Origin of the sequence: Candidatus Kuenenia sp. (genome assembly GCF_027493735.1) — a bacterium.
GTDB lineage: Bacteria > Planctomycetota > Brocadiia > Brocadiales > Brocadiaceae > Kuenenia > Kuenenia stuttgartiensis_A.
In genome coordinates this window covers 39,140-50,212 of record NZ_JAOSKF010000004.1, presented here as the reverse complement: position 1 = coordinate 50,212, position 11,073 = coordinate 39,140, and the positions used below count along the sequence as shown (strand labels likewise).

Sequence of the window (11,073 nt, the reverse complement as noted above, 5' to 3'; positions counted from 1 at the left end):
CTACAACTTTGAAAAATTCTGAACCAACAAATCTTTATACAATGTGATAAAATTTACAAAAATCAATCTCCTTTTTCAAACTATTCCCCGCTCGTGCAGGTGGACTAGGTGAGTTTATCACAAAATAAGGCATGAACAACGTAACATAAATACAGTCAATGCTTAACACAACATCAATTTATCCTTGCCGTGTTAACACACAAACGGTACAAAACGGGAAGCCCCGATTGTAGCAATAATAGCAGGGTATTTTGAATTAGATCGAAATCAGTTTGAACACCGAAAAAAGAGGGACACTTCCCATATTTCAAAAATTAATGTGGGAAGTATCCTTCTATTACATTCGTTCAGAAAACCCTTGGATTTTTCCCAGGCGATGGCATATAATCCACTTCTCAATTTAGCAATTCGCCAGAGGAGAGACAAAACATATGCTTGATATACATTTCATAAGAAATAATGTGAACGCAGTGAAAGAGGCAATTGCCAATAAACAGGAAATTGCCGTAAACATTGATGCTATTTTAGAAATAGACGCCCAACGCAGGAAAAAGATTCAGATCTGCGAACAGTTGAAAAATCAACGGAATGAAAAGTCAAGGGCGGTGAGTGAACTAAAAAAGAACGGACAAGACGCTTCCGCTATCATTGAGGAAACAAAAAGATTGGCGATGATATAAAATCCATTGATGGGGAATTACGGGATATGGAATCCCAACTTAACGACCTGTTGCTTGGAATCCCCAACATACCGGCAGCGGATGTACCTGTTGGCAAAGACGCCTCTGGCAACGAAATAGTGAGACACTGGGGAGAGCGGAAAACATTTCATTTTACGCCGCAGCCGCACTGGGAGCTGGGAAAGGACGCTGGATATTCTCGACCTTGAACGGGCAGCTAAAATTACCGGTTCTGGTTTTATTTTATTAAAGGGTGCTGGCGCAAAACTTGAGCGGGCGCTCTTTAATTTTATGCTGGATATACATACCCGTGACCACGGATATACAGAAATCTTTCCCCCCTTTCTCGTAAACAGGAAGTCCATGACGGGCACCGGGCAATTGCCGAAACTGGAAGACGACATGTATCGGACATTACAAATGTACACCGCGCATGCGTCTGAAAAAAAAGCCGTTGCTGAAGATCTCTTTCTTGTTCCAACTGCGGAAGTGCCCGTAACCAACATTCACAGGGACGAAATCCTTCTGTATAAAAACCTCCCCATTTATTATACCGCGTATACTCCCTGTTTTCGGAGGGAGGCAGGTTCTTATGGAAAGGACACTCGGGGCATCATGCGGGTGCATCAATTCAATAAGGTGGAATTGGTAAAACTGGTGCGGCCCGAAACCTCGTATGGTGAATTGGAAACACTGCTCGCTAATGCGGAAAAGATACTGCAATTGCTTGGACTGGAATACAGGGTGGTGAAATTGTGTACGGGGGATATGAGCTTTGCCGCCGCTAAGTGTTATGATATTGAAGTCTGGGCGCCAGGAGTAGATAAATATCTTGAAGTTTCTTCCTGCAGCAATTTTGAAGACTTTCAGGCACGGCGCATTAACTTGCGTTTTCGCAACGAAGACGGCAAGCTACAATATGTACATACTTTAAACGGTTCCGGATTAGCGTTGCCGAGGACGGTAATAGCAATCCTTGAAACGTATCAGCAGGAAGACGGTTCAATCCTGATTCCGGACGTCCTTCAGCCCTATATGAAAGAAACCAGGATCATTGCAAATCAATCGTAACGCGGTATAACCTCGTGAGGTTCACGGTTGAAAACCTGTGAATTCCAAACCTAATAAGCGCTAAGTTGTTTTTTATATTTTTTACGCGGAGTCCAATAGGCTAAAAAATATTCGTTATTCTTTAGCATCTATTCGCGTTTATTAGCGTTCATTGGCGGTTCCTTTATTAACCGCAAATAGCCGCTAATAAACGCGAATATGGAGATTTTATTACACGGATAAATTAATCCGTAATTTTAACTTAGCGTTTATGCCCCGGAGCCCAGAACCCTTCATAGCTTTATTTCAAGGAATAGCTCTTTCCAAACATTTCTATCCCAATCCATCTTCCCTCAGAAGCAACCAATAACCGTCCCTTACCGGTAATAAGCAAGAACAATACGAGTAAAGGAAATACTACCGGAAAGGCAATTATCAGGACAGAAAGTGTCACAAAAATTACAGGCACAGAGGTAACAAGGATTACCGCCAGTATAGGGAAGATCAACATAAATACGATGATAAGGATTCCAAACGCAAACATTAAAGCAGGAGGCAGGACAAAGATGGAGATTAATCCCCAAAATACCTTTCCGAACTTGCCGGAGATTTGTTTATCACGCAAAATAACCCCGTTTTTTAAATCTTCCCGGGGCAAAAATGGAATTTCGGGGAGGTCTTCAATGCCTGTTTCTTCCAGCGTAACTTCTTCTGAAGTTGTGCTTCCTGCAACAGGAACGGCAAGGGTGTAGTCTGATTCTTCCACACCCTCACTTTTCATTACCGAAAGGTCAGCGTTTTCTTCTTTCTGCATAACCTCTGCTTCAGATGGTTCTTCAATGCCTGTTTCCTTCAGTGCAACTTCTTCTGGGGTTGCGCTTCCCGCAACAGGATCGGTAAGGGTAGGGTTGTCTTCTTCAATGCCTTCCCTTTGGATTTCAGAACCGGCAGTGTCTTTTTCTGTTTCTTTTTTCTTTCTTTTCCAAATTGCCATAGTACTGTAACCTTATTATTTTATTAAGTATTTTCGTGTAAACCCGCTATTGCTTGTGCTGCGATCGCTTCCCCGCGGCCAATTGCATCTACACCTTCCATTGTTGTTGCCTTTATGTTTACCCTGTTTGTATTTAAATGTAACAATTGTGCTATATACTGTCTCATTTCCTGTTTTCTCAAGCCTATTTTTGGTTTTTGCGCTAGTATGATGACGTCTATATTATTGATTTTAAAATTGCCTTCTTTTAAAAGATCAACAACTTTTAAAAGAATAACCGAACTGGAAACATCTTTCCATTTTTCGTCGGTATCGGGGAAGTGTTCTCCAATATCGCCAAGAGCTGCAGCCCCTAACAATGCGTCACAGATAGCATGAATAACCACATCCGCATCGGAATGACCCAGTAAGCCGAGATGGTAATCAAACGAAACCCCACCTAAAATAAGCTTCCGGTTTTCGACCAGACGATGAATATCATATCCAATCCCAAAGAGCATACAAAATAGTTCCCCATTAACTTACTTTTTGTTTAGCTAAGACCGCTCTTCCGCATAAGGTTTTTAACACTTTCCAACAATGCATTTACTTCTGAAATTTGCCGTGTCGTTTCTTCCCTTTCCGTCCATCTGAGATCACGATAAGATGAAATGTTGTTGCTTATATCTTCAATTACACGATCGATAGCCTTATTCACCTCAAACTTCATAAACTCCACAAAACGTTCACAGATAGCGTCTGCCCGCCTTAAAAATTCATTTCTGAAGGTTTTACGCTTTTGAGGGAAAATAGCTAACCCTATAAAAGCCAGTGCTACAGAAATACCTATCGTTACCGGTGGAGGCGCGATCCAGGAAAACATCATTATTCCCACAACGCCAATTCCTATAGCAAATGTTTCGATGAGCAGAAAACTGATAAAACCTGCTTGCACTAATCCATTAAGTTTTTCAGATTCCCGTTCCGTATCCAATTCCCGAAACTCTTTGGAACGGGTCTTTAATGCAACTTCAATTTCATGTTTGCGGTCATCATAATGGCGTTCAATATGCCCGTTAACTATATTCCCCGCCATGCGGTCATACCCAACTTCCTTCTCAACATGATCTCTGGCCATATCCCATAATGCACGGTTATTTCGTGCCACATAATCAACTACATCATCAATAATTCGGTCGAGGTCTGTTTGCGGATTTAAAAGCCCATACACCTCTCTTTTAAATCGGTCATTCAGTTTTTCTCTTCCTATTTTTGACATAAGAACCGATCTGGCAGTAACATAAGTGTTTAAAAAATTTTCTAGTTTTTCTTTTAATCGCGAGAATACCAGCCTGATCTCATCTTTATATTTTAACGTGTACTCCTGCATATCCTGTTTTTTGTTTTTCAGGCGCGTTTCAAATCTTTCAATATTTTTAATATCCGTGTTGCATTTATTCACCTTTTCCCCAAGCCTTTGTTGTAGTTCGGTGAATACATTAAACAGATATTTTAAAGGGCTTACGAGTTTGAAATCTATTTTTGTATCAAGGTCAAGTTTTTCAAACATAAACGCCTCAACTTCTTCAATACCGCTCTGTTTCAGCAGCGCTTCATTATTTTCGCTTCGTGCTTTGTATGCCTCTTTTGCGGAAACGGATAAAACCTTTGGCTCAAAACCCAGCAGCCGGTAACAATTTTTTTCCACAAACGATATAATATCAATAAGCTCTTTCGGCGTCTTTAAATCAATTTTATTCAGTATAAAAAGTACCTTACGTCCCCATTTACCCTTTAAGAATTGCAAAAACTGCCGTTCGCTTTCGGTAAAAGGATGATCGGCAGAGGTAATGAAGAGTACGAGTTCAGCCCTGTGTACAAAACCTTCCGTTAGTGCGGAGTGTTCTAAAATAATTGAATTTGTTCCCGGCGTGTCTACCAGGGTAATATCTTTCAAAACCTCCATCGGGTATGTTGCCCGGCATAAATGGTCTCCTACCTCCTTTACTTCCACTTTATCCCCATAGGTCAGCAAAGTAATTCTGTTAGTGGTGGGGGTCGGGCCATCCACTAAGACACGTTCACCACACAAGGCATTGATAAAACTGGATTTGCCGGAATTATATTCTCCTGCAACCAGCAAATAGAAAGGTTCTTCCAATTGAGAACGCATTTCCTCTACTCGTTTCTCCATCTCTGTAATACCAATTCTTTCGAAGAATTTTTTTGAATTATCCAGCAAATTTACTATTTCCGGATAGATATCTCTTCGCTGTGTCTTTGATGTGATGTTTAACATAGATTGGATCAAATACTGTAAAGTGAAAAATGGTTATTAAGGAATACCTTTGCGTTAATTGTTGCGAAGGTTGATGTTATCAATTTTAGCAATGCAAGTCAATTTCTTTTCAGCCGGCAGTTGCAATGGCTTCGATCTCGATAGCAACGTCCTTCGGCAGCCTGGACACCTGCACCGCAGCTCTGGCTGGCGGTTCATTTTGAAAAAATTCCTTATAGACGTCATTCACCGCCGCATAATCATTTAAATCCTTCATAAAAATAGTCGTCTTTACCACCTTATCCAAAGAAGCACCTGCCGCATCCAATATATTTCTCAAATTATTTAAAACCTGTCGTGTTTGTACCGCAGCATCGCCATGTAATGTTTCACCTGTTTCGGGTATTATAGGAATTTGTCCGGAAACAAATACCAGATTGCCGGCCTTAATAGCCTGGGAATATGGACCAATTGCCGCAGGCGCAGCCTTTGTTGAGATTACCATTTTTTTCATTTATTTACTCTCTTAATTAATGAAAGATGTACACTCTGCGAAGATGTTAAAATCGGGGAGATGGGAAGCCCTTTTTATTCAAATAGATTTGCAAACAACACGGTTTTTTCATTGATTACACACGTCTTTTTTGCTTCAATCCTTCCCGGTTTGTGTCTTCTGCTGAATTTAGCCCGGTAAGGTTAGGTTTTGTGCCTCAACCCAACCTTATAACTTACATAAACTTTGTGCGCAGAAGGCTCGTGTATATTTCATTACGATTTTTCCAAATTTTTAATAAGTATATCTTTTTATCATGCACCGGTAAAAGTATTTTTTCTGCAAATGTGATTGTTTATTTCCTTTTATCTCACAATTAAGGTTTTTTAATTAAATATTCATGCGTAACGTACGCCTTACTATTGAATACGAAGGTACTAATTATGCGGGCTGGCAATGGCAAAAAAACGCCATTTCGGTACAGGAGACCCTTACCCATGCAGTAAGGACCGTTATCCGGGAAGAGGTGGAAATACATGGTGCAGGCAGGACTGACGCCGGAGTACATGCCCTTGGCCAGGTTGCCAATTTTAAAACGTATTCTGCCATTCCTGCAAAACAGCTATTACGGGCAATAAATTTTCACTTGCCACAAGATATTACAATAAAAGATGTTGCCGACATGGAAGAAGGTTTTCATGCACGATACAGTGCGACGTCTAAGGTGTACCGGTACACCGTGTTGAATGACTGGTTAAGAACCTCCCTGAATCGTAATTTTTGTTATGTGTATGGCTTCCCATTAGATCTTTCTAAAATGATGACAGCGGCGCAATACCTTATCGGCACCCATGATTTTACTTCATTTACCACAAAGGCCTTGGATAATAAGGACAGGATACGGACAATCAAGAACCTGGAGATTCAGAAAGAGGGGAAATATATTTATTTTGTAGTTGAAGCAAACGGCTTTTTATACAAAATGGTAAGAACGATTGTCGGTACACTCCTGGAAATAGGACGTGGAAAAATGGACGTCTATCTTATAAGAAAACTCTTAGAGACCGGGAACAGAGATGACGCCGGCCCAACGGCCCCTGCGAAAGGATTATGCATGAAAGAAGTAAAATATTAATATGTAGCGTCTGACCCGAATAAATGAGGTACGAAGTACGCGAATTACGATTTAAATCGTAATTCGTAATTCGTAAAATGTTACGTTGACATAAATTTTAAAATTGGCTATAGTTATGTAGATTTTTGAAAGGACTTGCAGATGATATCAATTGAAGATTTTTTACGGGTAGAGTTACGAGTTGCGGTAATAAAACATGCGGAGCCGCACCCAAATGCGGACAAATTGTTAGTATTAAAGATTGACGCCGGCGATGGAAACCAGGAAAGGCAGATTGTTGCCGGGATAAAAAACTATTACACCCCGGAAGAACTTATCGGAAAACAAATTGTTATCGTAAACAACCTTGCTCCCTCTGTCATTCGGGGCGTTGAAAGCCAGGGTATGCTGCTTGCCGCAAAAGATGCAGAAAAATTAGCAATCTTAACGACAGAAAAAAACGTTCAACCCGGTTCAGGAATCCAATAAATCGCAACAATAAATCCTAAAATCCTATTTTGCAGAAATATGGTATAGTGTTCTGTGCTGCAAGAATTATATATTTCCAATTTTGTATTAATTGATAAAGCAACCATTACGCTCAGTGAAAGATTAAATGTATTCAGCGGGGCGACAGGGGTGGGGAAATCTCTTGTAATTGGCGCTTTACATTTTATTCTTGGCGGTCGTTTTACGCAGGACATTGTGCGAAACGGCAAAGATGAGGCAGTGGTGGTTGGCAAATTTTACCTGAAGGACGACTCTTTGCTGGAGTATTTCAGGAAGACTTTGGATAACACAAACATTGATGAAGAACTTCTCCTCCAAAGAAGCATCGATTCCAACGGACGTAACAAATGCCGATTAAACAATGCGCCTATCACATTGTCCATACTCAAAGAGATTGGACAATCATTAATAAACATACACGGTCAGCATGAACATGAAACATTATTGCAGGGAATGAACCAGTTGCAGATCCTTGATGATTTTGGCTGCATCTCCCCTCTCCGGGAAAAGTTTTCATCCCTACATAAACAGATAAAAGAAAAGACCGCATTGCTTGAAGGACTTAAAAAAAACCAGCGCGAAAGAATAGAAAAAACCGAATTATATGCCTTCCAGGCAGACGAAATAGATAAGGCGCAACTCGGGGTTGGAGAAAAGGAGGCACTTGAAAAAGAAAGATGCCTTCTCATCAACGCCGAAAAGATATACAATGCCGTCTCATCATGTTATTCCCAACTCTATGAAACATCAGATGCCATGTATGGTACGCTAAAATCGATTGCCCGCGAATTACAATCGGTTGCAAAATTTGACGAAGACCTTGTAAAGGTCTCCGAATCATACAACCAATCGCTTTACCAGATTGAAGACATTGCCTTTTCCCTGGGGAAATACAAGGAAAACTTCAGTTATGATCCACAAAAACTCTCTTCTCTGGAAGAACGACTGGATACCATCAGAAAACTAACAGCAAAATACGGGAACACGATAGACGATGTTTTATCATACCGAAATGAAATAGAGGCAAAACTAAAACAACTGTCAGAGGAAGGGTCAAGCATTGAGAGCCTGGATGAGGAGCTGACGGCTACAACAGCATTGCTGAAACAAAAGGGCTGCGAATTAAACAAAAAACGCATCTCTGTGGCGGAAAAACTTGCACCTTTGATCGACAAGGAATTGGGGGATCTAGGTATTCCGCACGGCAGGTTTCAGGTAGAAATCAAATCTCCCTTCCTGGATGACAACGAAGGGGTCTCTATTTTAGAAACAAACAGTTCCGGGATATCGAACATAGAGTTTCTTATTTCTCCAAATCCTGGCGAGAATTTAAAACCGCTAAGAAAAATAGCCTCTGGCGGAGAAATTTCCAGGGTGATGCTGGCATTAAAACACCAGCTTGCCAGGGTCGATAAAACACCCGTCCTGGTTTTTGACGAAATTGACGCAAATATCGGGGGAAGGATGGGCGAAGTAATTGGAGAAAAATTAAGCAGCATTGCCAAATCACATCAGGTAATCTGCATTACGCACCTCCCACAAATTGCATGTTACGCTGACGAACACTGGAAAGTAAGTAAATTTGTAAAAACGGGGAAAACATACTCCACCATTGAAAACATGGCCGGCGAACACCGTATAGAAGAGATTGCCGATATGATAAGAGGAGCGGAGAAAACGGACATCACCAGAAAACAGGCAAGGGAAATGCTGCGCGATGCAAAGAAAAAAAATAAGGCAGGAAATTAATATCAGTGGTTTGCGGGCAGGCTTCTGACTTCTGACTTCTGATTCCCCGGTTCATACGGTACTATTAACGCATAAAAAAATACAGTACTATGATTAATTATTTAAGGCATCATTTATAAGAAATTCTGAAATGCAGGAACGTTTACAAAAAGTATTGGCAAGTGCGGGCATTGGGTCACGCCGTGAATGCGAAAATGTTATTTTAGCGGGCAGGGTAACTGTCGATGGTGAAAGAGTTACTGCTTTAGGCGCTACGGTAGACGCCGGGAAAAGCGTGATTTATTGTGACGGGATGCCGATCAGACCTGAAGCTAAAATTTATTATCTGTTAAATAAACCAAAAGATTGTTTGTGCACAAATTACGATGAGTTAAACCGCCTAAGGGCAATTGATATAATAAAGAATGTCAAACAAAGACTCTATACCATTGGCAGGCTTGACAAGCAAAGCGAAGGGCTGATTATCATCACAAATGACGGAGAACTCTCCAATAAGCTGTCTCATCCAAAATATGAGGTGAACAAAACATATTTTATTGAGATTGACGGATATTTATCAAATGAAACTATTACGGCATTACAATCCGGGGTTTGGCTGGCTTTTGGTAAAACACAACCCGTCAGAATAAAAAAAATGCATCGCAGTTTTAAAAAAAGCAGGTTTGAAATGATCCTCTGTGAAGGGAAAAACAGAGAAATACGAAGAATGCTCGCAGATCACGGGCACAAAGTAAGAACCCTGAGAAGAATAAAAATCGGCTCCTTATGCGACCCGGACTTAAAAGTAGGCAAATACAGGAAATTAACTGAGCAGGAGATAAAAAGTCTTTACTCAATGACGGAAAAAAAACCTATTGAAAAAAAAAGTGGAAAACAACGATATGACACAGTTACAGCAAGCAAGAAAAAATAATATAACAAAAGAAATGGCTGAGGTGGCAAGAATTGAGGGACTCGACCCTGAATATATAAGAGGGCGTATTGCCGAAGGGAAGATCGTCATCCCCGTAAACCATAAACGGAATTCCCGTAAATTATGCGGCATTGGCGCAGGCCTTAAAACCAAGGTAAATGCCAATATAGGCACCTCGGCAGACTATGCGGACATCGACAAAGAATTAGAAAAATTACGTGCCGCTGAAGAAGCGGGCGCCGATGCGGTAATGGACCTGAGCACCGGCGGGGAATTAAGAACCATTCGAAAAGCAATCATAGAATCTGCTTCTGTTTCCATAGGCAGCGTGCCAATATATGAGGCGGCTGTAAATTCCATTAAAAGAAAGCAGGCGATTTACGATATGACCGCACGGGATATGATCGAAGCCATACAATTGCATTGCGAGGATGGCGTTGACTTTATAACCGTACATTGTGGCGCAACAATGGGGGTATTAAAACATTTGCGCGAAGATAAACGTATTTGCGGCGTCGTAAGCAGAGGAGGAGCCTTTTTGGTAGAATGGATGATACACAATAAAAAGGAAAATCCATTCTATGAAGAATTTGATGAAATATTGGCTATCGCAAAAGAATATGACGTAACCATAAGCCTGGGGGACGCCTTGAGGCCCGGTGCATTGGCTGACGCCTTTGACCGTGCGCAGGTATATGAGTTGAACGTACTCGCCGAGCTTACGCAAAGAACATTGGAGGCAGACGTGCAGGTAATCGTTGAGGGACCAGGCCATGTGCCGCTGAATCAAATAACGGCGCATGTTCAATTACAGAAAGAACTTTGCAAGGGAGCGCCATTTTACGTGCTGGGTCCCATTGTCACAGATATTGCTCCCGGTTACGACCACATTACTTCCGCCATTGGAGGCGCTATAGCCGCTTCTGCAGGCGCTGATTTTCTCTGTTATGTAACACCGACGGAACATTTAAGCCTTCCCGGCCCGGAAGACGTCAGAACCGGCGTAATGGCTGCGCGGATAGCCGCCCATGCGGCAGACCTGGTAAAAGGGGTTAAATCTGCCTGGGAGTGGGACAAAAAAATGTCGCACTATAGAAAAAACAGAGATTGGGAAGGCCAGTTTAATACCTGTATCGATCCTGTCATAGCCAAAAAGATCCGGGAAAAAGGCAGACCAAAAAACGAAGATGTGTGTTCTATGTGTGCGGAATATTGCGTATTTAAACTGGGAGATGCGTAGGGATTTACGAAGTACGATTTGGGATTTGGGATTTGGGATTTTAAATCGTACTTCTTAAATCGTACTTTGTACT

At 41.4% G+C, this 11,073-nt stretch carries 12 protein-coding genes; 8 read left to right on the top strand and 4 right to left on the bottom strand.

Annotation, left to right across the window (positions count from 1 at the left end; translation table 11 throughout):
• Positions 1–431 precede the first annotated feature (431 nt).
• Genes M5U24_RS03485 through serS form a run of 3 tightly spaced genes read left to right on the top strand, consistent with a single transcriptional unit; the run spans position 432 to position 1,751 of the window.
• Positions 432–680 carry a hypothetical protein gene (locus M5U24_RS03485; RefSeq protein WP_298201561.1) on the top strand — a complete coding sequence of 83 codons (249 nt, stop codon included), beginning with the start codon at positions 432–434 and terminating at the stop codon, positions 678–680.
• Positions 681–706: 26 nt separating this feature from the next.
• The gene (locus tag M5U24_RS03480; protein ID WP_298201560.1) at positions 707–889 is read left to right on the top strand and encodes a hypothetical protein; all 183 of its coding nucleotides are present in this window, start codon (positions 707–709) and stop codon (positions 887–889) included.
• Complete coding sequence (gene serS, locus M5U24_RS03475; protein ID WP_320414766.1) at positions 831–1,751, top strand: serine--tRNA ligase; 921 nt, start codon at positions 831–833, stop codon at positions 1,749–1,751. Before M5U24_RS03480 ends, serS begins: the two co-directional genes overlap by 59 nt.
• 280 nt (positions 1,752–2,031) lie before the next feature.
• On the opposite strand, the gene M5U24_RS03470 is transcribed toward serS, so the two are convergent.
• The 4 genes from M5U24_RS03470 to M5U24_RS03455 all read right to left on the bottom strand — a co-directional run bounded on the left by M5U24_RS03470 (position 2,032) and on the right by M5U24_RS03455 (position 5,495).
• Positions 2,032–2,724 carry a hypothetical protein gene (locus tag M5U24_RS03470; protein WP_099324285.1) on the bottom strand — a complete coding sequence of 231 codons (693 nt, stop codon included), beginning with the start codon at positions 2,722–2,724 and terminating at the stop codon, positions 2,032–2,034.
• A 23-nt stretch (positions 2,725–2,747) separates the two neighbouring features.
• Positions 2,748–3,224, bottom strand: a complete 477-nt coding sequence (gene ispF / locus M5U24_RS03465) for a 2-C-methyl-D-erythritol 2,4-cyclodiphosphate synthase (protein WP_099324286.1) — start codon at positions 3,222–3,224, stop codon at positions 2,748–2,750.
• A 32-nt stretch (positions 3,225–3,256) separates the two neighbouring features.
• Positions 3,257–5,002, bottom strand: coding sequence for a dynamin family protein (locus M5U24_RS03460; protein WP_099324287.1), 1,746 nt, complete (start codon positions 5,000–5,002; stop codon positions 3,257–3,259).
• A gap of 109 nt (positions 5,003–5,111) precedes the next feature.
• The gene (locus M5U24_RS03455; RefSeq protein WP_099324288.1) at positions 5,112–5,495 is read right to left on the bottom strand and encodes a RidA family protein; all 384 of its coding nucleotides are present in this window, start codon (positions 5,493–5,495) and stop codon (positions 5,112–5,114) included.
• Positions 5,496–5,874: 379 nt separating this feature from the next.
• On the opposite strand from M5U24_RS03455, the gene truA reads away from it, so the two are divergent.
• The 5 genes from truA to thiC all read left to right on the top strand — a co-directional run bounded on the left by truA (position 5,875) and on the right by thiC (position 11,000).
• Entirely contained in the window at positions 5,875–6,609 is a 735-nt protein-coding gene (gene truA, locus M5U24_RS03450; protein WP_099324289.1) for a tRNA pseudouridine(38-40) synthase TruA, read from the top strand.
• 141 nt (positions 6,610–6,750) lie between these two features.
• Entirely contained in the window at positions 6,751–7,077 is a 327-nt protein-coding gene (gene metG, locus M5U24_RS03445) for a methionine--tRNA ligase subunit beta (protein WP_099324290.1), read from the top strand.
• Positions 7,078–7,131: 54 nt separating this feature from the next.
• Positions 7,132–8,847 (top strand): DNA repair protein RecN, encoded by a 1,716-nt coding sequence (gene recN, locus M5U24_RS03440; protein WP_164994674.1) that lies wholly within the window; start codon positions 7,132–7,134, stop codon positions 8,845–8,847.
• Between the two features lie 130 nt (positions 8,848–8,977).
• Entirely contained in the window at positions 8,978–9,760 is a 783-nt protein-coding gene (locus M5U24_RS03435; protein ID WP_164994673.1) for a pseudouridine synthase, read from the top strand.
• Positions 9,729–11,000 carry a phosphomethylpyrimidine synthase ThiC gene (gene thiC, locus M5U24_RS03430; protein ID WP_164994672.1) on the top strand — a complete coding sequence of 424 codons (1,272 nt, stop codon included), beginning with the start codon at positions 9,729–9,731 and terminating at the stop codon, positions 10,998–11,000. Before M5U24_RS03435 ends, thiC begins: the two co-directional genes overlap by 32 nt.
• Positions 11,001–11,073 lie beyond the last annotated feature (73 nt).

Bases quoted from the DNA above. Each gene is read 5' to 3' on its own strand.
- M5U24_RS03485 (WP_298201561.1), top strand. From the start codon at position 432: ATGCTTGATATACATTTCATAAGAAATAATGTGAACGCAGTGAAAGAG.
- M5U24_RS03470 (WP_099324285.1), bottom strand. From the start codon at position 2,724: ATGGCAATTTGGAAAAGAAAGAAAAAAGAAACAGAAAAAGACACTGCC.
- M5U24_RS03455 (WP_099324288.1), bottom strand. From the start codon at position 5,495: ATGAAAAAAATGGTAATCTCAACAAAGGCTGCGCCTGCGGCAATTGGT.
- truA (WP_099324289.1), top strand. From the start codon at position 5,875: ATGCGTAACGTACGCCTTACTATTGAATACGAAGGTACTAATTATGCG.
- ispF (WP_099324286.1), bottom strand. From the start codon at position 3,224: ATGCTCTTTGGGATTGGATATGATATTCATCGTCTGGTCGAAAACCGG.
- metG (WP_099324290.1), top strand. From the start codon at position 6,751: ATGATATCAATTGAAGATTTTTTACGGGTAGAGTTACGAGTTGCGGTA.
- thiC (WP_164994672.1), top strand. From the start codon at position 9,729: ATGACACAGTTACAGCAAGCAAGAAAAAATAATATAACAAAAGAAATG.
- M5U24_RS03460 (WP_099324287.1), bottom strand. From the start codon at position 5,002: ATGTTAAACATCACATCAAAGACACAGCGAAGAGATATCTATCCGGAA.
- M5U24_RS03480 (WP_298201560.1), top strand. From the start codon at position 707: ATGGAATCCCAACTTAACGACCTGTTGCTTGGAATCCCCAACATACCG.
- M5U24_RS03435 (WP_164994673.1), top strand. From the start codon at position 8,978: ATGCAGGAACGTTTACAAAAAGTATTGGCAAGTGCGGGCATTGGGTCA.